18 protein-coding genes are annotated in these 25,619 nt (G+C 36.7%); 2 read left to right on the forward strand and 16 right to left on the reverse strand.

What is annotated here, in order from left to right:
• Positions 1-164: 164 nt before the first annotated feature.
• From glnA to mutS, 8 genes are all read right to left on the reverse strand, one after another.
• Positions 165-1,499: a type I glutamate--ammonia ligase gene (gene glnA / locus FEU33_RS10285; protein ID WP_146549278.1), complete on the reverse strand. Its 1,335-nt coding sequence runs from the start codon at positions 1,497-1,499 to the stop codon at positions 165-167.
• 50 nt (positions 1,500-1,549) lie between these two features.
• Positions 1,550-1,933, reverse strand: a complete 384-nt coding sequence (locus tag FEU33_RS10290) for a MerR family transcriptional regulator (protein ID WP_146549279.1) — start codon at positions 1,931-1,933, stop codon at positions 1,550-1,552.
• Between the two features lie 670 nt (positions 1,934-2,603).
• Entirely contained in the window at positions 2,604-3,854 is a 1,251-nt protein-coding gene (locus tag FEU33_RS10295; protein ID WP_146549280.1) for a methionine gamma-lyase family protein, read from the reverse strand.
• Positions 3,855-4,379: 525 nt separating this feature from the next.
• Complete coding sequence (gene hfq / locus FEU33_RS10300; RefSeq protein WP_146549281.1) at positions 4,380-4,607, reverse strand: RNA chaperone Hfq; 228 nt, start codon at positions 4,605-4,607, stop codon at positions 4,380-4,382.
• A gap of 63 nt (positions 4,608-4,670) precedes the next feature.
• Positions 4,671-5,588, reverse strand: a complete 918-nt coding sequence (gene miaA / locus FEU33_RS10305) for a tRNA (adenosine(37)-N6)-dimethylallyltransferase MiaA (RefSeq protein ID WP_146549282.1) — start codon at positions 5,586-5,588, stop codon at positions 4,671-4,673.
• A gap of 339 nt (positions 5,589-5,927) precedes the next feature.
• Positions 5,928-7,601: a glycerol-3-phosphate dehydrogenase/oxidase gene (locus FEU33_RS10315; protein WP_146549283.1), complete on the reverse strand. Its 1,674-nt coding sequence runs from the start codon at positions 7,599-7,601 to the stop codon at positions 5,928-5,930.
• Positions 7,602-7,624: 23 nt separating this feature from the next.
• The gene (mutL, locus tag FEU33_RS10320; protein WP_146549284.1) at positions 7,625-9,532 is read right to left on the reverse strand and encodes a DNA mismatch repair endonuclease MutL; all 1,908 of its coding nucleotides are present in this window, start codon (positions 9,530-9,532) and stop codon (positions 7,625-7,627) included.
• 12 nt (positions 9,533-9,544) lie between these two features.
• Positions 9,545-12,205, reverse strand: a complete 2,661-nt coding sequence (mutS, locus tag FEU33_RS10325; RefSeq protein WP_146549285.1) for a DNA mismatch repair protein MutS — start codon at positions 12,203-12,205, stop codon at positions 9,545-9,547.
• A 470-nt stretch (positions 12,206-12,675) separates the two neighbouring features.
• Between mutS and gntK the strand changes: the two genes are divergently transcribed.
• Positions 12,676-14,220, forward strand: coding sequence for a gluconokinase (gene gntK / locus FEU33_RS10330; RefSeq protein WP_186731384.1), 1,545 nt, complete (start codon positions 12,676-12,678; stop codon positions 14,218-14,220).
• Positions 14,221-14,373: 153 nt separating this feature from the next.
• On the opposite strand, the gene gnd is transcribed toward gntK, so the two are convergent.
• A complete protein-coding gene (gene gnd / locus FEU33_RS10335; RefSeq protein ID WP_146549286.1) occupies positions 14,374-15,270 on the reverse strand; it encodes a phosphogluconate dehydrogenase (NAD(+)-dependent, decarboxylating) in 897 nt (298 codons plus the stop codon).
• A 143-nt stretch (positions 15,271-15,413) separates the two neighbouring features.
• Here gnd and FEU33_RS10340 point away from each other — a divergent pair, with 143 nt between their 5' ends.
• The gene (locus FEU33_RS10340) at positions 15,414-16,259 is read left to right on the forward strand and encodes a MurR/RpiR family transcriptional regulator (protein ID WP_146549287.1); all 846 of its coding nucleotides are present in this window, start codon (positions 15,414-15,416) and stop codon (positions 16,257-16,259) included.
• A 72-nt stretch (positions 16,260-16,331) separates the two neighbouring features.
• On the opposite strand, the gene FEU33_RS10345 is transcribed toward FEU33_RS10340, so the two are convergent.
• From FEU33_RS10345 to FEU33_RS10375, 7 genes are all read right to left on the reverse strand, one after another.
• Entirely contained in the window at positions 16,332-17,660 is a 1,329-nt protein-coding gene (locus tag FEU33_RS10345) for a GntT/GntP/DsdX family permease (RefSeq protein WP_146549288.1), read from the reverse strand.
• Between the two features lie 298 nt (positions 17,661-17,958).
• On the reverse strand, positions 17,959-18,576 hold the full coding sequence (locus FEU33_RS10350; protein ID WP_146549289.1) for an HAD family hydrolase: 618 nt from the start codon (positions 18,574-18,576) through the stop codon (positions 17,959-17,961).
• A gap of 700 nt (positions 18,577-19,276) precedes the next feature.
• Positions 19,277-19,864 (reverse strand): outer spore coat protein CotE, encoded by a 588-nt coding sequence (gene cotE, locus FEU33_RS10355; RefSeq protein ID WP_146549969.1) that lies wholly within the window; start codon positions 19,862-19,864, stop codon positions 19,277-19,279.
• A 491-nt stretch (positions 19,865-20,355) separates the two neighbouring features.
• Positions 20,356-20,793 carry a YlbF/YmcA family competence regulator gene (locus FEU33_RS10360; RefSeq protein WP_146549290.1) on the reverse strand — a complete coding sequence of 146 codons (438 nt, stop codon included), beginning with the start codon at positions 20,791-20,793 and terminating at the stop codon, positions 20,356-20,358.
• Complete coding sequence (gene miaB / locus FEU33_RS10365; protein ID WP_146549291.1) at positions 20,793-22,340, reverse strand: tRNA (N6-isopentenyl adenosine(37)-C2)-methylthiotransferase MiaB; 1,548 nt, start codon at positions 22,338-22,340, stop codon at positions 20,793-20,795. Before miaB ends, FEU33_RS10360 begins: the two co-directional genes overlap by 1 nt.
• Positions 22,341-22,647: 307 nt before the next feature.
• Positions 22,648-23,514, reverse strand: a complete 867-nt coding sequence (locus tag FEU33_RS10370) for a 2-oxoacid:ferredoxin oxidoreductase subunit beta (protein ID WP_146549292.1) — start codon at positions 23,512-23,514, stop codon at positions 22,648-22,650.
• Complete coding sequence (locus FEU33_RS10375) at positions 23,501-25,252, reverse strand: 2-oxoacid:acceptor oxidoreductase subunit alpha (protein ID WP_146549293.1); 1,752 nt, start codon at positions 25,250-25,252, stop codon at positions 23,501-23,503. The genes FEU33_RS10370 and FEU33_RS10375 overlap by 14 nt, the downstream gene beginning before the upstream one ends.
• Positions 25,253-25,619 lie beyond the last annotated feature (367 nt).

Here is a 25,619-nt window from a genome sequence, read left to right on the forward strand (position 1 = left end):
TATTAAATAGCTCCAGGATAAATATATGCGAAATAACATGAAATGATTGGAGAAGGAAAAAATTCGTGGTAAAAATGTGGTAACTTTCAAATTTATTTACCACGAACTCGGATTCGTGATAAATAAAAAAAGCGTTGGAGCTTAGAGCCCCAACGCATTCAATCTTAATACATTTTCATGTATTGGTCACGTTCCCATTGGTGAACTTGTGTACGGAACATATCGAATTCGATTTCTTTTGCTTCACGGAAGTTAGCATAGATGTGTGAGCCAAGAGCATCTTGGATAACTTTATCTTCTGCAAGTGTTGCAAGAGCGTCATTCAAGTTAGCTGGTAAGTTGCCGATACCTGCTTCTGCACGCTCTTCAGCATTCATCACATAGATGTTACGATCTACTGCTGCTGGTGGAGTAAGTTGTTGTTCAACACCATTTAAACCTGCTTGAAGAATAACAGCCATTGCTAAATATGGGTTAGCAGATGGGTCAACTGAGCGGACTTCGATACGAGTTGATAAACCGCGAGAAGCTGGGACACGAATTAATGGTGAACGGTTTTGAGCTGACCAAGCTACATAACATGGTGCTTCGTAACCAGGTACTAAACGTTTGTAAGAATTGACTGTTGGATTTGTAACAGCTGTGAAACCTTTAACGTGTTTTAACACACCAGCCATAAATTGATATGCAGTTTCACTTAGTTTTAAATCACCAGATTCATCATAAAATGCATTTTCCTTACCTTTAAATAATGAAACGTTACAGTGCATACCAGAACCGTTTACACCGAATAATGGTTTTGGCATAAATGTCGCGTGTAAGCCGTGTTTACGTGCAATTGTTTTAACAACCAATTTGAATGTTTGGATATTATCACATGCTTCAATTGCATTGGCATATTTAAAGTCAATTTCATGTTGACCAGGAGCAACTTCGTGGTGAGATGCTTCAATTTCAAAGCCCATTTCTTCAAGTTCTAACACGATGTCACGACGGCAATTTTCACCTAAGTCTGTTGGTGCTAAATCGAAATAACCACCTTGGTCATTTAATTCAAGAGTTGGTTCGCCTTTTTCATCTAATTTGAATAAGAAGAATTCTGGTTCAGGTCCTAAGTTGAAGCTTGTGAAGCCTAGGTCTTCCATACGTTTTAACACACGACGTAAGTTATTACGTGGATCTCCTTCAAATGGAGTACCATCAGGACTATATACATCACAAATAAAGCGACATACAGCCCCTTTATCAGCAGTCCATGGGAAAACGATGAATGTATCTAAATCAGGATATAAGTACATATCAGATTCTTCAATACGTACGAAACCTTCAATAGAAGAACCATCAAACATTACTTTATTATCTAAGGTTTTTTCTAATTGGTCGACTGGAACTTCTACATTTTTAATAGTGCCCAAGATATCTGTAAATTGTAAACGAATAAATTTAACTTCTTTTTCTTCTACAAGTTTACGAATATCATCTTTTGTGTACTTTGCCACACGAATCACTCTCCTATAAATATGTAATAAAATTTTATTATACTCGGCTCTTATAAAAAGAATCGAGATAAATCACCTTGACGAATTGAAGTTTTTTGCATCCTTTGTGCTTGTTGCATTTCTTCCCTTAAAATGCGTCTTAGATCATCATCAGTTATTTCAGTTTTTGCTTGTTTTGCCACTACTGGCTCATTCTTCATTGCGAAGACTTTCTTGATACCTGCCATGTTAATGCCTTGATCCAACAAATCTTTAATTTCTAGCAAAACATCAACATCATTTAATGAAAACATTCGACGGTTGCCTTCTGTTCTAGCAGGCGTGATCAGCTCATGTTCTTCGTAATAACGAATTTGGCGAGCAGTTAAATCAGTTAGCTGCATAACTATACTGATTGGTAGCAAAGGCATGGTCTTACGTATTTCCTTACTCATTTCCTTCACCTTACCTTTCACATGATTTATAATACATGATGTTATTATTATTGTCAATAACATGTTAGAATTATTTACATTTAATTTTAAACTATTAAAAAAAGCCCGTCAATATGGAGTTTTCTAGCTTCTCTTTATTACACATTGGCGTAATTGTTTAAAATTTCAATCATGTTCGTGTTCAGTGAATCATGCTTATTCCAAAGAATCCATTTCATCCATACATTTTGGTTTTCTCTTTGGATACATTAAGATGTGTTGATTATCGAATCTTATCCACTAAAATATAAAGTATTAGCTGATTTTCGTCTTACTTTTCCCATGAGGCATTGAACTAAATTCTATTTTTGATGACTCGAGCAAGCCATAGCAAGAATCCATACATACAGAGTTCATAATAGGACATTATTTTTTATTTCGTCTCACCATTACTCTAATTTTTTCCTAACTAACAACAGCTGTATTCATATAGTGTTCAGGTTTGTCCTTTAAACTGTGTATGATGAAATTGATTCAATTATCAAAAAATATGAGAGATAGCAACCTTTGTTTATAAGGTTGCTTATAGTCAAAAACATATCATTAGAAATGATTACATTAAACTAACTTCTCTCAAGCTCACTTTACATGAAATTTGTAACAGGAATCAAGCATGTTTCATGAGTTTACATCATTTTTGCAAATTTTGAACAGCATTTAGGATTGCGTATTTTACATGCTCATAGGTTAGTCCACCTTGCACATACGCAGTATATGGCGGACGGATCGGACCATCAGCAGATAATTCAATACTTGCACCTTGAACAAACGTGCCTGCAGCCATTATCACATCATCTTCATAACCTGGCATTGGTGCAGGTTGAGGAGCGAACTGTGCATTGACAGGTGAGTTTGCTTGAATCGATTGACAGAATTGAATCATTTGTTCTGGTGTATTGAATGATACAGATTGTATTAGATCTGTACGCTTTACATCATAACGCGGTGATGGTTTCATGCCAACTTCTTCTAAAATAGCGGAAGTGAAGATGGCTCCTTTTAAAGCTTGTGCGACGACATGTGGTGATAAGAAAAATCCTTGGTACATGTCAAGCAGTGCATTTAACGATGGACCTGCTTCTGCTCCAATACCTGGAGAAGTCATTCGATATGAACATTGTTCGACATATTTCGCTTTTCCAGCAATATAGCCTCCAACTTTCGCAAGACCACCACCTGGATTTTTAATCAGGGAACCTGCCATCAAATCCGCACCTAGCTCTGTCGGCTCAACTGCATCAACAAATTCACCATAACAATTATCGACAAAAATAATCGCATCTTCTTTAATAGCACGAATGTTTTTTATCATATCCTCTATTTGATCTATCGTAAAGGAAGGTCTTACTGCATACCCTTTTGATCGTTGAATAGCAATGACTTTCGTTTTATCTGAAACTACCTCTTTAACACGCTCCCAATCGACAGCTTTATCATCAAGTAAATCAACATGTTGATAACTTATATGGAAATCTTTTAAAGAGCCTGTATCTTTGTCACCACCATCTACAATCGATTGTAATGTATCATACGGTTTTCCTGTTATATAAATGAGCTCATCTCCTGGGCGCAAAACCCCGAAAAGACTGAGTGTAATCGCATGTGTACCTGAAATAATTTGTGGTCGAACAATGGCAGCTTCTGCCCCAAATGTTTCAGCATATACACGTTCTAACGTATCACGTCCTTCATCATCATAGCCATAGCCTGTTGACGGATAAAAGTGACTTTCACTGACATTATTATGACGAAAAGCAGCTAATACCTTTTGTTGGTTGTAAAATGCCATGTCATCTGCCTTTTCTAAGTAAGGTTTCACTTTTTCTTCTATTTTTTTGGCTAAAATCATTGTTTCTTCCGTTAAATTGGACATATATGCCATCTCTATCGACTCCATTTCTAAACTAAGTCCTATTTAATCTTATCAATTCTTTCTTATACGTCAACTATTCATCATTTCTACTATATTTCAGCTTTATAAGGTCCCTGTAGAATAAAATTACGCACAGTGAAAAGTTTTCTTCATCTCCCACTGCTTGTTAATTGAAACAATCCAGTTTTTATAGGGAATTGAGGCACATATTTGTTCCTTGCATCATAACTAAAGAGCTTGCCATCTTATTGTACAGGATAAGAATAAATATAAATCAACCAGCAAGTCCTAATGTAAAACTTCATAGAAAAACCATTTATAACTAGTCCAGTTATAAATGGTTTTTTACATGAATAATTATATGAATCAATTGCATAAATCATTTTCTTCTTGAAAAATACGAACGTTTAATAATGACTTATTTTGATAGTTGTGGAGCGGAACAAACAAGTCTGAATATTAACAAAAGATGCTTGTATTTTTTATCTAGATTTTGCATTATGAAATTGATTCATATAGAAGAGATTTATCAAACTATTCTACTTCTTGTTGTAAATCTATAGATTTCGATGGAGAGAATGTTGAAATTGCATGTTTGTAAATCAAATGTTGCTTGCCATCCACTTCAAGTAATACCGTAAAATTATCGTAAGAACGTATTGTTCCTTTTAATTGAAATCCATTTAATAAAAAGACGGTCACAAAAATACCGTTTTTACGTAATTGATTCAAATACGTATCTTGCAAATTCGTTGATTTCATGAAGAATGATCCCCCTTAAGTTAATAATAGTATTGTATATTCGCTTTTTTTAGTGAATTCCCTTTATTTTTGTAAAATATTATCAATTATTTTTATTGTACCCAATTGAGCATCAAACCATTCAATATCCAACTTATTACGGAAATAAGTGAGTTGTCGCTTTGCATATCGACGCGAATTTTGTTTTAATTGGTCAATGGCTTCTTGCAGTGTTACTTTGCCATCTAAATAATCATAAATCTCCTTGTATCCAATCGCTTTAATAGACTGTACATCTCGGATTCCTTTGTCATATAACCCTCTTACTTCTTCTAGTAAACCCTGTTCTATCATTATATCTACTCGATGATTGATCCGCTCATAAAGAAACTGTCGATCCATATTCAGTCCAATGATCCGATGTTTATATAATGGATGATTACCTAAGTGTTGAATTTGGTCTGATTTTTGAACTCCATTGTGCTCTGCCATTTCTAAAGCACGAATAACTCGACGTGTATTATTTGGATGAATGATGGCTGCTGTTTTAGGGTCGATAGCAGCTAGTTTTGCATGCATGGCCTCTGGACCAATCTTCTCCAATTCTTTGTAATAATTTTCACGAACGGTTTGATCAATCTTTTCCTCCGTAAACCGATAATCAAATAATACGGCTTGAATATAAAGCCCTGTTCCCCCAACAATAATTGGGCATCTTCCCTTTGCGTTGATCTCATCAATTTTGCTGCGAACTAGTTTTTGATAGTCTGCAACCGAGAAAGATTCTGTAGGTTCTTTGATATCGAGCAGATGATGAGGAATTCCTTCCATTTCTTCAGGTGTAATTTTAGCTGTCCCTATATTCAAACCTTTATAAACTTGCATGGAATCTCCGTTGATAATTTCTCCATCAATGGCCTTGGCAAGTTCAATACTAAGTGCAGTTTTTCCAACGGCTGTCGGTCCAACGATTGCGATCACATCTAATTCTTTTGGCAACATTCTTCTTCTCCAACCATTTTAATATCGTTTAAAATCCTTGTTCTCTATCGCTTAATCTCGTATCCTACAATTTCAAGACTCCAAGTAGCAAGTCACTGAAAAAAGTACAATTGTTCAACTCACACACAGTCAGGATAAAGTGAAGCTTCCATCAGTGGGGATTTTCTTCATCCCCCACTGATGGTTAGCTAAACCAATCGGGCTTTTACGGGCGGTTGATCCCCCATCTTTCTTTCTCGGTTCTCTCTAAATCTTGAGATGGGGGTCTTACTACCCGTTAATGTGGGATAAAGAAGCCTCCCACTGTGAGAGACTTCACTTTATTGGAAGTAATACAGTCTATTCCTTTATTTTTGAATGCATCGATTTTTCATTTGCAAAATGTGCCGCATCATATATAAATTCTTCTAATTCTTTCCGATATCGTTGCTCTTCGCTTGGTGCATAATGCAAGTAATTACTCATCAATCGAATAACGGATTCTTTATACTTTTTGACATTGTTGACATTGAAGTACAACATTGAAGAACGCCGTACAAAAAAATCCGCTGGCGTATAAGCCATTTCATATTGCATCGCATAAATAAGTTGTGCATATAAATCTAATGGTAGTGGAAGGCTTCCTTCTTGCACATTTAATGTGTGAATGATTCGGTATAAATCATCAATATTTGTACCATATCTGCGTACCAATTGATAGGCTTCATCAAAAGTTAATCCGTATTTTATACCTTCTTGCGCTTTGTAATGCACATAGGCATCAAAATTTTGAGAGTTGATGCCTTTAGCACCAGAAAGCGATAATTCTGCCGTTGTACATGACCCAGCTTTTTTAAATTGTTTACGTTTAACAATTTTATCGACAATATTTTCCGCCATCTTACGGTAACCCGTTAACTTACCCCCAGCGATTGTCAATAAACCTGTTGAAGATTCCCATATCTCATCTTTCCTTGAAATTTCGGATGGATTTTTTCCTTCTTCATAAATAAGTGGACGCACGCCTGCCCAGCAGGATTCAATATCTTGTTTTGAGATAGGGATATCTGGAAACATAAAATGAATCGTTCCAAGTAAGTATTCAATATCCTTATCTGTTGCTACAGGTTTTATTGGATCATCATCATAAAAAGTATCCGTCGTTCCTACATACGTTTTGCCATCACGAGGAATCGCAAAAATCATTCGTTCATCTGGTGCATCAAAGTATATTGGCTGTTGTAAAGGAAATTGAGCTTGATCGATGACAATATGAACACCTTTTGTTAAACGCAATTTCTTATGGTTGTTGATCTTATCTTTTTTTCGTATATCATCAACCCATGGTCCAGTAGCATTGACAACCGTATTTGCTTGTAGCGTCCAAGTTTTTTGAGAAAGTTGATCGTGCACAACCGCACCCATAATATGGTTATCCTCGTATACAAATTCTTCTACCTTCGCATAGTTTAAACAAATCGCCCCCAGCTCGACTGCTTTTTTCAATACTTCGATGGTTAAACGAGCATCATCTGTCAAGTATTCAACATAATAGCCGCCGCCTTTAAGATCTTGCTGTTTTAATAATGGCTCTTTTGCTAGCGTTTCTTTCGTATTTAACATCATACGTCTTTCGGACTTTTTGACATTTGCTAAACGATCATACATCTTTAGTCCAACAGATGTTGTCAAGGATCCTAATGTTCCACCTTTGTAAAAAGGGAGCAACATCCATTGAGGTTTCGTAATATGGACACCATTTTCATAGACAATTTCTCGTTCTCTTCCTGTTTCCTTCACAACATCAATCTGCATTTGTTTTAAATAACGCAAACCACCATGTACCAATTTTGTAGAACGGCTAGACGTACCCGCGGCAAAGTCCTGCATCTCAACTAAAGCTACGGATAGCCCTCGGGATACCGCATCCAATGCAATCCCAGCCCCCGTGATACCTCCACCAACAACTAAAACATCAAATGAATAATCATTTAAAGTTTGAATGACTTGATCTCTTTTCGCGGCTGAAAACATGTGAGATTCCTCCTTTTGCTTCATTACATAACGCGCTTAAACATTTTTTCAATCTCGTATGTTCTAAAATGGACAATGACTGGTCGACCATGTGGACAAGTAAATGGATTGACCCTTGTTTTTAAGTCTTGTAGCAATCTTTCCATTTGTGATTTATCTAGATAATGATTAGCTTTGATCGAGCGTTTACAACTCATCATGATAGCAGCTGCTTCTCGAAGTTTCTTAATATCCGTTTTGCGTTCTTTCAATACCTGTTCGATCAATTCCTCAATAATTTCTGATTCAAAACCTTTTGGGAACCATGTTGGATGTTCACGTACTACAAATGAGTTTTGACCAAATTCTTCAAGATAAACCCCCACATCTTCTAAAGCTTTTGTATTTTCTCTTAAAATTAGTGCTTCATCAGCAGAATAATGAAAGGTTAATGGCAATAAAAGTGATTGACGCTCATCAGCATTCACTTCTCCCACCTTGTCTTTAAAGTATTCATATTTAATACGTTCTTGTGCAGCATGTTGGTCAATTAAATAAAATCCATCTTCACTTTGTGCAACAATATAGGTGCCATGAATTTGTCCGACGATTTCAAGTTCAGGAAATGGTTCCTTAGGCGTTTCTGTTGGAGTGATCTCTTCAGTTGTTTCCTCATCATTTGACCAGATTTCTTGTGAATCTGGCTCCAACTGGCTGATTCCTTGTGATTCTTTGATTTCTTCCCAGCTTTCTTCTACCGCAAAGCCTTTTTCTGTTTGCTCACTAATGATGTCATCTTTAAAAACCGAAGAGAAACCTGTCTCGCTTGAATTTTCATTTTCTCCTCTTTTTATCTTTTCGTTGAACTGCGGCATATTGGTTGTGTCATAATTAATGTTTTTCCAAAAATTAATCTGTTCAGACGATGGTGCTGGCTTTTTCTTTTTTTGAGCGATCTCAGGAGCCTGCATTGAATGACGAATAGCCTTGTGAAGGACTTGTTCAATTAATTGCATTAAATCTGGTTCTTTACTTAAGCGGATTTGTTGTTTTGCAGGATGCACATTGACATCTGTTAAGAACGGATCTCCTTCAATATGAATGACCGAAATGGGATATCGCCCAATCGGTAAAAATGTATGATAAGCATCAATCATTGCTTTTTGAACCGTATAATGTCGAACCCAACGTCCATTTACGAATATAGACATATAATTTTTCGAAGCTCTTGTGATTTCTGGGATAGTAGCGTAACCAGAAATCTTATAGTCTTTAGATTCTCCTTCAAAATGGACCATTTTCTTGGCATTCGACACGCCATAAATCGCTGCAAGAACTTGTCGCATATCCCCTCGACCATTTGTTTGCAATAGTTCATGATCATGATGTATGAGTTTAAATGCTATATTTGGATAACAAAGTGCTAGACGATTCATCAAATCGATTGTATGTCCAAGCTCCGTTTGAATTGTTTTCATATATTTCAAACGAGCCGGTGTATTGAAAAATAACTGTGAAACCGTCATATCCGTTCCTTTTCGAAGAGGTCCGGGTTTTTTTTCTATCATTTGCCCACCATCGAGCTGTACCTCAATCCCTTCTTCACCATTTGATGTGATTAAATGGATTTTGGATACCGAAGCGATACTGGCTAAGGCTTCACCACGGAAACCAAGTGTACGAATGCGAAACAAGTCATGTTCGTTATTAATTTTACTAGTGGCATGTCTTTGGAAGGAAATCAATGCGTCATCTTCATCCATTCCACATCCATTATCAATGACTTGAATAGAGGTCATTCCTGCTTCTTCTAACACCACTTCAATTGAGGTACTTCCTGCATCGATAGCATTTTCGACCAATTCCTTCACAACAGAGGAAGGTCTCTCAACCACTTCTCCTGCTGCGATTTTATTGGACAAGAATTCATCCATTATATGAATATGCCCCATATTAAGCATCTCCTATTTTTGTAATAACGATTGTTGTAACTGATAGACAAGCTGTAAGGCATCCATAGGGGTTGTACCAGATACATTTAACCGCTTCAACTGATCAACTACTTCTTTTTCAACAGCTGATAATTTAGGTTTTGTTACTTCTTTGACAACAGGCTCTTCTTCAAAAAGTGAAAGCTGTGCTGTCGTTTCTTCATAGACAGATGATGTGGCGGATTTCGGTATTTCTACCGTCTCTTTCTCTGTCATTGCTCCAGCCGTGGCTGCTACTTCTTTTTGATGAAGAACAGGTTCTATATCCGTTGCTTCAAATTCTGCTAATAAAACACGTGCACGTTCTATAATGGGTTTCGGTAATGCTGCTAACTCTGCGACATGGATACCGTAGCTTTTGTCTGCTGGTCCTTTTTTCACTTTATGTAAGAACACCACTTTGCCATTTTGTTCAGCAGCTGACACATGTACATTTTGCAAGCGATCTAACTCATTTTCTAAAGCCGTTAATTCATGGTAATGTGTTGAAAATAATGTATTTGCACCAATCTCATTATGGATATATTCCATCATTGATTGTGCTAGTGCCATACCGTCGTAAGTAGATGTACCACGACCAATTTCATCAAATAGCAATAAGCTGTTAGCAGTAGCATTCGTGATCGCATGTTGTGATTCAAGCATTTCGACCATAAATGTGCTTTGTCCACCTGCTAAATCATCAGCCGCACCAATACGTGTAAAAATTTGATCCGTAATAGGTAGCTCCGCCTCATCCGCAGGTACATAACAGCCCATTTGCGCCATTACTGTAATTAAAGCTACTTGACGCATATACGTACTTTTCCCTGACATATTCGGTCCTGTAATCAGCATCATATTTTGATCTGTATCCAAAATACAATCATTTGGAACATACAATTGCTTATTCATCATTTTCTCAACGACAGGGTGTCTCCCATTGATAATTTTTAATGCTCGTCCTTCATGGAATGTCGGTTTGACAAAATGATATTTTTCCGTAACAGTAGCAAAGCTTGTAAAAACATCTAATTCACTGATATCTGATGCTAATGCTTGAAGTCGAGGAATAAATTGTTTTAGATACTCACGAATTTCTGTGAACAATTGATATTCAAGTACTAAGCTTTCTTCCTCCGCATTTAAAATAATAGACTCTTTTTCTTTTAATTCTTTCGTAATATACCGTTCAGCATTTGTCAATGTTTGCTTACGTTCATATCGATTAAGATCTACTAATCCAATATTCGATTTGGTGACTTCAATGTAATAACCAAACACTCGGTTATACCCTATTTTTAAGTTTTTGATGCCTGTCGCTTGGCGTTCTTTTTGCTCTAATTGAGCGATCCAGTCTTTACCGTTTCGAGATGCATAGCGCAATTCATCTAGTTTTTCACTAAATCCTTCCCGAATCACATCCCCCTCTTTTATAGAAATAGGAGGGTGATCTGTAATGGCTTTACTCAAATAGATTTCTACATCTTCACATAAATCTAACGCTTGGCCTAGTGGAACTAAATGTTCCTTGCTTGAATGGATCAATTGGTCTTTAATAGCAGGAACTTGACGCAATGAATCACGTAATTGAGCTAAATCCCGGCCACCTACACTACCAAAAGCAACACGCCCTGCTAATCGTTCTAAGTCATAGACTTTTTTTAACAATTCCTGTAATTCCGTACGGATAAAATATTCTTCTAATAGGTCTGTTACAATACTTAGACGTTTTTCAATGGCTTTACGATTGGCAAGCGGTTGATGAAGCCATTGTTTAAGTTTTCTTCCTCCCATGGCGGTCGATGTTTCATCGAGCAGCCACAGCAATGTTCCTTTCTGATCACCACCACGTAATGATTGAATCAGTTCTAAATTACGTTTAGAATTCGTATCGATATTTAAGTAATTTTTCACTTCAAGATAAGAAAAAGGTTGAATATGTGTTAGTGAACGCATTTGCGTACGTTCAATATAATGAAGTAAAATACGGCAAGCCTCATGCAGTTCCTCTGGCGCTTGTTCCACATATACAAGGCTGTTGTCCTCAGCCATCCCTTCATTTTCTAATGACAGGACGATTGAATAAGTTTCAGCTAACTCTTGCAATTCTTCAAATAGATCATCTTTGACGACCAATTCGCGAATATTAAATGCCTGAAGCTGCTGGATCAAATCTTTTTTGTCGCCCTCTACAAATGTTGTAATCGATTCTCCCGTCGATAAATCTAAATAACTAAAGGCATATTCAGTCTTTTTTAGTTTTGTAGCGGATGCGATAAAATGATTGGATTTTCCATCAATCGTTTTACCTTCCATAATTGTTCCGGGCGTAATAAGCTGAATGACTTCCCGTTTCACAACACCTTTTGCCAATTTTGGATCTTCTGTTTGCTCACAAATTGCTACTTTATAACCTTTTTGTATGAGTGTTTCAATATAATTTTGGACAGAATGGTGCGGTACCCCACACATGGGCACGCGCTCTTCCATCCCTGCATCTCTACTCGTTAATGTAATTTCTAAAATTTGTGATGCCTTTAATGCATCTTCAAAGAACATTTCATAAAAATCTCCTAAACGGAAAAATAAAAAAGCATCTTGATAGTCTGCTTTTACTTGTAAATATTGTTGCATCATCGGTGTGTAAGTCATTTTATTACCTCTCTTGTGTTCCTATATCGTATCTTTATTATAACAAAACGAGGTCGAAAAATCGTTTGATTGTATGTGACAATCAGGAATTTCACAAATCTATTTTATTGAAAAATATTGAAGTCATTGGGAAATTGGGTGTTCTTCAATAGATCAAAACGTTCACTTATTGGACATGAATCAATCCGTCAATCGTGTGGAACGCTATTTTATCAGGTAAGACTTCATATAGTGGTGGGCAAGCTTACTGTCTGCTCATATGAAAAAACTAGCCATAAAACTCCATAAGCATTGCATCATCAATATAGAAGGCTGAATTTTCAAAACTATTCTTTTTTCACTGTAATCCTTTTCTTAATGAGTTATGTCCAGTAAAATGATGATGAGAAATATTTTTTCCGGAAGAATAAAATTAGTAGAAAATATTTTTATGAATTCATGTGTTTTTGTATAAAGGAGAATAAATTGTCATGTCAAAAATGTCTTATTATCTAGGCGTTGATATAGGTACTACCTGCACCAAAGCCGTACTTTTTGGTGATAAAGGTCAAGTCATTAGTATGCATCATGTGGGCTATCCATTGTATAGTCCTTCTCCCAATGTTGCAGAACAAGATCCAGATGAAATTTTGCAAGCGGTTAAAACATCGATTTATATTGCAATTCAACAAAGCAAAATTGATATAAATGATGTAAAACTTGTTTCATTCAGCGCAGCTATGCATAGTGTCATTGCGATCGACCAAAAGGGCAAACCTTTGACAAACTGTATTACATGGGCAGATACGCGTGCAACAGATTGGGCAGAAAAAATTAAAAAGGAAATGAATGGCCATGAAATCTATAAACGTACAGGGACTCCTATCCACCCCATGTCGCCACTTTGTAAAATTACGTGGTTACGTCATGAAAAACCAGAGATTTTCCAACAAGCATTTAAATTTATAGGGATGAAGGAATATGTGTTTCACGACTTTTTCGACCGCTATATTGTTGATCATTCCATTGCATCTGCAACAGGGATGTTCAATCTTACGCACAATGATTGGGATGAAACCGCTTTAAAAGTGGCCGGCATCACAAAAGATCAATTATCAGAACTAGTGCCTACTACGTACTATCTTGATGGATTAAAAAATGAAATTGCAGAAGAAATCGGCTTACCATCACATGTTCCATTTGTAATAGGCGCTAATGATGGTGTTTTATCAAACCTTGGTGTGAATGCGATTGACCCGGGCGTCGTTGCTGTCACGATCGGTACAAGTGGTGCGATTCGTACAGTGACAGATCACCCTGTAACGGATCCAAAGGGCCGGATCTTCTGTTATGTACTAACCGACAAGCATTGGGTTGTCGGGGGACCTATCAATAATGGCGGGATGACATTTAGGTGGGTTCGTGACGAATTGGCCGCTTCCGAAGTAGAAACTGCAAGACGCTTAGGAATAGACCCCTATGATGTTTTAACGAAAATTGCTTCTCATGTAAAACCAGGTTCAGATGGATTGTTATTCCATCCTTATCTAGCAGGTGAACGCGCCCCATTATGGAATGCCAATGCAAGGGGTTCATTTTTCGGGTTAGGCTTACATCATAAAAAAGAGCATATGATTCGTGCAGTGCTGGAAGGCGTGATTTTTAATCTTTATACGGTTTTCATCGCATTGCAAGAAGTCATTGGAATCCCCAACAAAATTCAAGCGACAGGTGGCTTTGCGCGTTCTGAATTATGGCGTCAAATGATGGCAGATATATTCGACCAAGAGGTATCTGTTCCTGAAAGCTTTGAAAGTTCGTGCCTTGGCGCGATCGTCCTTGGTATGTATGCTTTAGGAGAAATCGAGGATTTTTCAATTGTATCTGAATGGATCGGCTCAACACATGTTCACAAACCAATTAAGGAAAATGTAGAGGTATATGTAGAATTAGTCCCCATTTTCATCCGAGTTTCTCGATTACTTGAACAAGAATATCACGAAATGACGAAGTTCCAGGAGAAATGGGTAAAATAATTATTTTCATGTAAGTGAGCCTTCATTCAGGGAAAGGTTTATTCACCCCCTACTTGTCCTCTAAGTTTTCATGTAGGGCTTATTGTTTGTATGGGATAAGTAAAAAAAGCTAGTGATCATTTATCGATCGCTAGCTTTTTCAATGACCTGTATTTATTTCTTCTCAACAGCGTGTCCACCAAATTCGTTGCGAAGTGCTGCGACTACTTTCCCCGTAAATGTATCTTCTTCTAAAGAGCGATAACGCATCATCAATGCTAATGATGTGACAGGAACAGGTACTTTTAACTCTAGAGCTGTTTCAACTGTCCACTTTCCTTCACCAGAAGAATGCATGATCCCTTTAATCTCCTCTAATTTTGGATCTTTCGAAAAGGCATTTTGTGTTAGTTCCATTAACCAAGAGCGAATAACCGAACCATGATTCCACATTTCCGCCACTTTTTCATAATCATAGTCAAATGGGCTTTTTTCTAACACTTCAAAGCCTTCTGCAATGGCTTGCATCATTCCATATTCAATTCCGTTATGAATCATTTTCAAGAAATGACCGCTACCTGATTGACCAGCATATAAATACCCCTTCTCTACGCAAATATCTCGGATAAATGGTTCAATGACTTGAAACGCTTGTTCATCTCCGCCAATCATCATACAAGCACCATTCAATGCGCCAGCAGTACCACCACTTGTGCCAATATCCATAAAGAAGATCCCCTGTTGTTGTAGTTCTTCTGCAATACTTATAGCTTCCTTATAATGTGAGTTTCCACCATCAATTAAAATATCACCAGCTTCAAGCATTTCTTTTAATCGCTCTACAGTATCTTTGGTTATTCTCCCCGCAGGGACCATTAGCCAAATAACCCTTGGTTTCGGTAAAGCCTTTACCAATTCTTGTAAGGATGTAAAAGTATCGCCACCTTCTGATGAAAAATTCTTTGCAGCCTCTGCATTCACATCAAAAGCAAATACACGGTGTTGGTGTTTCAATAAATTTAATCCGAGATTAAATCCCATTTTTCCTAATCCCACTAACCCTATATTCATCTATAACGCTCCTCTTTCATTTCAATCTTGATCCTATTATACTAAAAATAATTTCTAGTTTTCAATTATATAATGAAATATTTTTTCTTTTATTTAAATATGCTATACTACATGTACGATTATTATTTGAAAGGAATTCCTTTATGACACAAAATACGATTAAAAAGATCCATTCTCTATATCCTCGCTTTAGTGAAAAGGAAAAGAGAATTGCGGATTATATCCAAGAAGATCCTACACGTATTATTAATAAAACGATTAACGAAGTTTCTGCTGATTTAAACATTGCTGATGCCACTGTTTTTCGTTTTTGTAAGCGCTTAGGTTTTAAAGGATATCAAGCAATGAAAATCTCTTTAGCCTCTGAAATCATCACACCCATCCAACAAATTCACGAGGAAATCTCAGAAGAGGATGATGAAAAAACGATCTTCGAAAAAATTTTCAAATCCAATATTCGGACACTTGAAAATACGATGCATATTTTAGAGGAAACATCCATGATCAAAGCGGTTCAATTAGTGAATCAAGCAAAACATATTTATTTTTATGGTACAGGTGGTTCTTCCGTAATAGCTATGGATGCTTACCATAAATTTATAAGAACAGGTGTTAAATGCTTTGCTTTTATCGATTCGCATTTCCAATTGATGTCCGCTTCACAAGTATCTAAAGATGACCTAGCAATTGTTATTTCACATTCGGGTCGTAATCGAGATACTATTCAAATTGCTAAAACCGCAAAAGAAAATGGGGCTTCGATCATCGCCATTACAGGATTCCCAAAATCACCTATTAGTCAATTAGCGGATGTCGCTCTCTATACAAGCTCAGAAGAAACAGAATATCGTTCTGAAGCCCTTTCCTCTCGAATTGGACAGTTGAGTATCATCGATGCATTGTATGTTAATACAATGATTCAACATAAAGACGAAGCGAACCATGCACTTGAAAGAATGCGTCATGCTATTTCCCAAACCCGTCTATAAGAAAAAAGGAGAAGACTTTGTATATCCTCAATCTTCTCCATCTTCTTTCTTCCAATCTATATTTCTGGACAATTAGATCCATACATTCATAAACAATGCACATGCAAATGCGACAAAGGAAAGAATCGTTTCTAAGGCCGTCCAAGTTTTAAATGTTTCTTTAATGGATAGTCCCAAATATTCTTTTACCATCCAGAAACCGGCATCATTCACATGTGAAAACATTAATGACCCTGCACCCGTGACAATGACTAAAAGTTCTAAATTAACGTCTGACATGTTTGCAATAATAGGAGAGACGATCCCGGCAGCTGTTGTTAATGCCACTGTTGCAGATCCTGTTGCAATTCGGATCATGCCAGCAATGATAAAGGCCAATACCAATGGTGATACTGAGAAGTTTTGGGCTAAATGACCAATGGTATCACCAACACCACTGTCGATAAGGATTTGTTTGAATCCCCCACCAGCACCTACGATCAATACGATGGACCCAACAGGAATTATACAATCTTCTGTAAACTTTTTAATCGCTTTTTTGTCCTGTCCTAGTCTAAATCCAAGAAAATAATAAGCAGAGAAAACTGAAATAAGAAGTGCTATTAGCGGACTTCCAATAAACATAAACGCATTTTCAAATGATTTGCCAACGTGCATATAAGGTGCCATTGTGCCAACAATCATTAAAAGTACTGGAAGTAAAATGGAGAAAAACGAAATAAATGTACCAGGTAGCTGATTTTCATTCTTTTCTTCTATATGCACAAATTCTGGTTCTTCTTCAGGAGTTACTCGCTTACTAATATATTTTGCATAAAGGGGACCACCGATTATACCAGCAGGAACTGCAATGATTAATGAATAAAGCAGAACTTTCCCTAAATTAGCGTTATAAATTCCAATGGCAGCCACTGCGCCTGGATGTGGTGGCACTAAACCATGAACGATTGATAATCCAGCAATAGCCGGTAAGGCAATCAATAAAATATTTTTCTTTGAAGCTTTTTGAATAGAAATAACAAGTGGAAGTAAGATTAAAATTCCAACCTCAAAAAATACTGGAATCCCAATAACAAATCCAGAGAAAAACATTGCCCACGGTAATTTCTTTTCACCAAATACATGGATAAAGAAATTGGCAATTTTTAGACCTGCACCCGATTCCGCAAGCATTTTCCCTAAAATTGCACCTAATGCAATGATACCGATTAAGTGTCCCAGTGTTCCTCCAACACCTGTTTCATATGCTTTTACAATTTCATCAAGGTCCATGCCAGCAAAAATAGCAAGGAAAAGACTAGCCATCAATAGGCTAATAAATGCGTGCCATTTAAATATTGATACGCCAACTATAACAATAACTATCGCTAATAAAGTGATAATTAATAAATACGCGTCCATTTTAATCCCCCAGATTCAATATTCGCTCACATATAATGTAAGCACTTTCAATAAATTTAATTATACAAAAAAAATTTCGTAAATCAATGTATTTTAAGAAAAAAATTATTTTATTAATGGACCGTATTTAATTTAATATATATTTGCAGGTGTGCTGATTATTCAATTTAAGCCATAATAATAAGGAGGCTTTCACGTTTATGCTCGCATGTTTATCCTGATTTTTCCTAATCAACACACCATATTTAAACTCTTTACTGAAAGATGGACAAATCCCCTTTTTACCATCTGTGATTCTTTAGAATAGGTTCAAAAGGTCATCAAACTTTTCGATAACTTGATCATATTCACTTACGTTTCCAAAACCGTACTTGGCGTAAACAAAAGGGATACCTGCATACCGGGATGCCTTTAGATCTCCTTCTGTATCTCCAACATAAACGGGTTTTGAAAGCTTGTTTCTTTCTATTATTAATTTGATATTATCTCCTTTTGCAAGACCCGTTCTACTGGGGATTTCATAATCTAAAAAGTAATTCTTAAGTTTATGGTATTGGAAAAACCCCTCAATATAACCTTGTTGACAATTGCTGACGATAAAAAGGTTATATTTCTTAGAAAGGTTATAAAGTGAAACTTCCACATTTTCAAAAAGAACTCCACCATGCTCCTCTATATATTTACCTTCAATTTCAAAGCACTGTTTAATGATTTTTGTTCGAGTGTTTAAATCTAAATTTGGAAATAACTTATTACTTATGTCGTCCATTTGAAGTCCCATAGTACCTTCGAAGTCTTTTCTTGTTAATTTCTTTTTTACTTTCTTATTTTCTTCAACTATGCTATTCCATGCCATTAGTACAGTATCTATAGAATCCCAAATAGTTCCATCTAAATCAAAAATGATGCTATCCATATGTATGCCATCCTCCCTATTATTTATCATATATGTGAACGAAATTTTCTTTTTGCAGTGAAAAATACTGAGTTGAGAAGTATATAAGATTCACGCTGTTGGTCGAATAAAAAGCAGAGGACTTGACCTGACTCCTCTACAGTCAAATCGGCTATCTATAAAAGAATTGACAGGATTCGAACAAATCATTATGCTTGTCTCTCCATGAATAACGAAATATATTTACTAGATTTTAAGACCCCATTACTCTTTCTATCCCTTCAAACAAGAAAATCAATCTATCATAGCAGAGAAGTTACTCACTATTATAGACTGATTTTATACTTTAGAAAAAAACTATTGACTGGAGATAACAAGGAACTGTTCGAAAAATCGGTTTCACAGACTTTTTGGTACAGTTCCTTTCAAAAACATAAAGTGAAACTCCATCAGTGGGGGTTTTCTTCATCCCCCACTGAACTAGAGGGACTCAGGTTAAAAGCGCCACGTCCTGTGGCAACACCTGAGGGACCAACATCTTGTTGGCCCGAACCAATCGGACTTTTACGGGCAGTTGATCCCCCATCTATCTTTCTCGTTTCTCTCTAACTCTTGAGATGGGGGTCTTACTGCCCGTTAATGCGGGATAAAAAAAGTACCAACAAGAAATGTTTTATTTTCCGTCGGTACTATTATGGACTTTTAACCAATCTTTTTTCGTTTATTTATGGAAGGACGATGACTCTAAATCGGACAGATCAGATGAGGATGAACTTGAGCTTGATGAACTTGATGAGCTTGATGACTTAGAGGAGCTTGATGATGAGCTCTCCTCTTCAAAACTCCATTCCTCTTCATACTCAAGAGGATGGATGCTAATACAAATGGTTGTTTCTCCCACGACTTCTGCTAATAACTCTCTTTCAATGGTGACCACAAAGTGTTCACCATCTGGTCCAATGACTGCTTCGACACAATTTGGCTGTTGTAAGACGCGAATATGCACCTCTTCTTTCCCAGTTGACTCATCCTCGCGATAATGTAATTTAATGCGATCACGATATGAAATCGATTCAGAAAATACAGCCGTTTTGGAATGATTATTGTATGCGTACCATACATTAATATCATACTTACCTGTTACCTCTACGAACTTTCCATTTTTCTTTGCTGAATAAGTATGATTAATCACCCAACACCCTAAAATACTTGATGGCCTATTTGGTGGACGTAACGTTTCACTACATTCTGTACGCTTTTTCCCCTTTGCAACCACTGCTTTGGTTACAATATGACGTAACTGTTTCAGCATAATTCCTCCTTTGCTTCCGTTCACCACATCATATGCGTCTTTTGCCCAGTGGGTGCCTAATTCTGAAAGAAAAAGTCGAAAGTCTTAAAAACAATGGTGTTGGAGTCTCTCACCATAGGCACAGGAAGTGACACTTTATACAGTAACGGGTTTCTTCACTCCTCACTAAACATGCTTTTACTAGCAATGGATTCCACCTATTTATTACCCAGGTGCTAGGAGATTTGCTGTCTATTCATACGGATAAAAAAGGATGCCATCAAGTGTTTTCAACACTCCTATGGCATCCTTTGCTATACCTATATATTTTAAGTGAAACATCTGGTAGAGATTTTTCTCCGTCCCTCACAAGAGATAAGGTGAACTAACCCAGTCTGTATAGAGGCAATTCCTCTACAATTATCCTTCTGCTTTTTACTAAAGTTTTAGCATCAAACTGACTACCTATTTATGCAGGATAAAATTGGACAGCAGCCCAATTGATCTAATTATGAACAACTTCCTGGCTCTGAATTACGTACTTTTGAGCCGGTTTCCCCACGTAAAAGATCGCCACCAGTTGATACAACGATTTCATCCGTCACATTATTAGCAATTGAGTTTGCCACAAGTTGAAGCAAATCATTAACATCGCCTTGTGATTGTTTGAATTCCGCAACAATTGGCAATTCATCAATTTCTTTTTCAATTTTTTCAATTTTTTCTTCTATTAATTTTAATGCTTTTTCTTTGCCATAATATTGGAAATTTACCGCTTGTTTTTGTAAACTTTTTAGGCTTGCAATTTTTTCGCGAACAAATTGATTTTCGTTTATTTGTGCTTCTGCACGTTTAAAAAATTCCACTTCTTCCGTATTAGCAATCATGTGTGCAATTTCGTGTGCTTTTTCAATAATATCATCTTTTGTATATACTTTTTCTGTCATTATGCTTTCACCTCTATACCTGATACTATTTCGACAAATTCGCCTTGTAAAGACCATGTTTTAGCATCAGTAATTTTAATTTTTACTATTTTCCCAATCACATTTCTAGGTGCTTTAAAGTTCACTAGCTTATTTCTTCTTGTATATCCAGCTAATACATCCGGATTCTTTTTGCTTTCCCCTTCGACCAGTACTTCGACCACTTGTCCCTCATATTTTTTTAGGGCTTGAGTAGAAAGCTCATTTACTACATTATTTAAACGTTGTAAACGGTCTTTTTTTACCTCTAGAGGTACATTATCCTTCATCTTTGCTGCAGGCGTTCCCTCACGTGGTGAATAAATAAATGTATAAGCCGCTTCAAATCCGACTTCTTTATATAATGAAAGCGTTTCTTCGAATTGTTCTTCTGTTTCATTTGGGAAGCCTACGATAATATCTGTAGAAAGTGCTATATCCGGAATCGCTTGACGAATTTTGCGAACCAGTTCTAAGTAACTTTTACGTGTGTATTTCCGTGCCATTATTTTCAACATACCATCTGAACCAGACTGAACGGGTAAGTGTATATGTTCGACTAAATTTCCTTTTTTGGCAAGCACTTCGATTAAATGATCATCAAAATCTCTTGGATGGCTTGTTGTAAAGCGAATACGTGGAATATCGATCTTTCTTAACTCATCCATTAAATCGCCTAAACGATAATTTCGATCTACAAAATCTTTCCCATAAGCATTAACGTTTTGACCAAGTAAGGTGATTTCCTGATAGCCTTGTGCCGCTAAGCTGCGTACCTCTTGAATAATCTCTTCCGGCTGACGGCTGCGCTCTTTTCCTCGTGTATACGGCACAATACAATATGTACAGAATTTATCGCATCCGTACATAATATTCACCCAAGCCTTTATATTTCCCTTCCGCACTTTAGGAAGATTTTCAATAATATCTCCTTCCTTCGACCATACTTCAACAATCATTTCTTTAGAAAGATATGCTTCATGTAAGATCTCTGGTAAACGGTGGATATTATGTGTTCCAAAAATCATATCTACTTGATCATATGTTTTTAGAATTTTGCTGACAACTGCTTCTTCTTGTGACATACAACCACAAACACCAATAAGTAAATCTGGATTGCTTTGTTTTAATGGTTTTAAGTGACCTAGTTCACCAAATACACGATTTTCAGCATTTTCACGAATAGCACATGTATTTAACAAAATGACATTGGCTTCTTCGATATCTTCTGTCGGTTCATATCCAAGTTGGGTGAAAATACCTGCCATTACTTCTGTATCATGTTCATTCATCTGACAGCCATATGTGCGGATTAAAAATTTTCGTCCAACCCCCATATCCTCATACTTTCCATCAATTTTAAAATCTTTATGATATTGAATTTCTTCTTTTCCTCGTCTTTTTGCATTTTTTAAAGATGGTGCTATATAGATCGGGTTAAAGTATTTGCTATAATCTTTTTCCGTTTTTTGAGTAGTCAATGTAGTTGTTTTTGCTTGTTGACTTTCAAGTCGTTGTTTTTCGTTCATCGATAAACCCCTTTCATTTGAATACCCATTACTACATTATACTGAAAGAGAGGGCATTCTCACAAGATTAGAGTCTCAAATGTTCATAAATAGCCATATTCACATCGAATTATTTTTGATCAATCCATCGTTCTGTCATGATACACGTTATAAATTGTTGATTTCGCTACTTATTTTTTGGCTCATCATCGTAACTTGGGATTGATTTATACTCCTGCATCTTGATACGGAGAACTCACTCCCTATATGAAATGAAAAAATCACCCATCCTTGTTGAATGAGTGATTTTTAAAAGAATGAATTGGTATTACATAAACTCTTTCATCAATTCATTTAGTTCTTCTTCTTTTATCATAATATCCGCTTTGTTTAGCGGTTCTTCATGATAGCCAATAACCTTTTCTTGGTAGGATGGTTCATTTTCGTTTTGATAAATGATACCCGTAACAAGACCTTCGTACTCCATCACTGTCCTCATTGCTTCAGTACGGTTAGATGGATCATACCCTTCTACGCTTGAAAGCTTGGTAATATGTTCTTTAAACCAATCATAGGTGTTGACTTTATTATAAGTAACACAAGGGCTAAATACATTGATAAATGCAAAGCCTCTATGTTTCATACCCTCTTCAATAATGGCTGTAAGCTCTTTCAAATCTGTTGAAAAGCTTTGTGCAACAAAAGTAGCTCCGGAAGAAAGGGCCACTTCTAAAGGCTTTAATGATGGCTCGATAGCGCCACCAGGTGTTGATTTTGTTACAAAGCCAGCGGCAGATCGTGGCGATGTTTGACCCTTTGTCAATCCATAGATTTGGTTATCCATTACAACATAAGTAATATCGATATTGCGTCGGATGGAGTGGATCGTATGCCCCATACCAATGGCAAAGCCGTCTCCATCACCGCCTGTAGCGATAACATTTAAATCACGATTAGCCATTTTTAAACCTTGTGCAATTGGTAATGCACGACCATGAATACCATGTAAACCATATGAATTAATATAGCCTGATAAACGACCAGAACAACCAATACCTGAAACTACGGCTAGTTCATGCGGTTCAATGTCAAGATTGGCTGCAGCACGTTGGATTGCTGCCTGCACTGAAAAGTCACCACACCCTGGGCACCAGTTAGGCTTTACTGTGTTACGAAAATCCTTAAATGTCACCATCTGTTAGCAACTCCTTTACGCGGTCAAGCAATTCCAATGGTAAGAATGGTGTACCGTCATATTTTGTTAAATTTACAATCTTATCATGATGACCCATGTTTAATTTTAAAATATTCGCTAATTGACCCGTTGCATTATTTTCAACGACAATTACCTTTTTGGCATGATCGATCAATGGTTTCATTTCTTCAACTGGGAATGGATAGATCAATCGAATATGTGCATGATTTGTTTTTATGCCTTCAGCATCTAACATAGGACGAATTTCTTCAATCGCCCCTTTTGTAGAGCCAAAGCCTACTAGTAATACATCTGCTTCTTTATTCGGCGCATCTGTAAATACAGGTGTATCAAAATGAACATATTGTAATTTGCGGAAACGTTTGTCCATTTGTTTTTTACGGTTTCCAGCTGCTTCAGAAGGTTTCCCTTCTTCATTATGTTCAACACCTGTTACATGGTGAATACCATATTTTTGACCAGGAACGACACGTGTAGAAATGCCATCTTCCGTAAATTCATATCGTTTAAAATATTGTTTATCTTCTAATTCAGGAAGTTCGTCCATCTTTAATTTACCACGGTTGATGCTGATTTTAGAATAATCGAATGGTTCTACTGTTTGTTTTCCAAGTGATAATTGTAAGTCAGATAATACGATGACTGGTAATTGTAATTCATCCGCAATATTAAATGCTTGAATCATATCATAAAATGCTTCTTCACCAGTAGATGGTGCGATGACTACTTTTGGAATTTCACCGTGAGTACCATATAACATCGCCATAAGGTCAGATTGTTCTTGTTTTGTTGGAAGACCTGTCGATGGGCCACCACGTTGTGTATCAACGACAACCAGTGGTGTTTCGGTCATTCCTGCTAAACCAAGCGCTTCCATCATCAGTGATAGACCTGGACCAGCCGATGCTGTAAAGGCACGTGCACCACCGTAGCTTGCACCGATCGCCATTGTTGCAGCCGCGATTTCATCTTCTGTTTGAATGACAGTACCTCCGAATTTAGGCAACTTTTTAATGAGATACTCCATGATTTCTGATGCTGGAGTTATTGGGTATGCACTCATTAAACGGGAACCAGCGGCAAGTGCCCCTAACGCAAGTGCTTCGTTACCGATCATAAACAAGCGATGTTTGCCGTCACCTGGTTCAAGTTCAAATTTACCAACTTGATCTTTTAACAATTCATTCGTTATTTGATGGCCTTTAGCAATTGCCTCCATATTTTTTTGTACAACCGCTTCTCCCTTACGACCGAAGATTTCATTGACAACACTTTGGAAAACTTCATCCTCAAGGTTCATAAGTGCAGCTGTTGCACCGATTGCTACCATGTTTTTCATCAGTGAGGTACCAAGCTCTGTTGCAATCTCTGTAAATGGTACGATATAAAGTTCTGCTAGGCAATCTTCTGGTTTTACAGGTTTAAATTTAGCATCTGCTAAAATAACCCCTTCTTTTGTTAGTTCTTTATAGTTAATCTCAATTGTTTCTTGGTCAAATGCTACCAATATATTCAAGTCATCTGGAATCGTATGTACAGTTGATGTACGTACGTTAATTTTGTTATTCGTATGGCCACCCTTAATACGAGAAGAGAAATGACGATATCCATATAAATGGTAACCTAATCGATTCATTGCTGTAGAGAAAATTTCTCCAGTACTTTCAATCCCTTCCCCTTGTTGCCCACCGACTTTCCAAGAAAGCTGATGTAACATTGATCAACATCTCCTTAATATATAACGTATAAGCTTTTTATCCTTCATAAGTTTATCACGAACATGCGCATGAAACTATCGTTATGAAACGATTTCTCTTAAAATCAGACCTTTGACGGAAAAATTTGTTCATAAAATTGCAATGATTTACGCTCTTTATACATATATTTTTATCCAAAAACATAAAAAAATACCGGAATCAGTTATCCGGTATTTCATTTATTATAGTTACTCACGTTTTTAGTGAAGAATCAATGCACTTCGGCGGTCTAAATGATGATGTGATTGGGATTTTCCCCTTAGTCAACCGCCTCTGTTTATTGTTTATCCCGCTTTAACGGGCAGTAAGACCCCCATCTCAAGATTT

This window comes from Rummeliibacillus suwonensis, assembly GCF_007896435.1.
In the GTDB taxonomy this organism is placed as follows: Bacteria; Bacillota; Bacilli; order Bacillales_A; family Planococcaceae; genus Rummeliibacillus; species Rummeliibacillus suwonensis.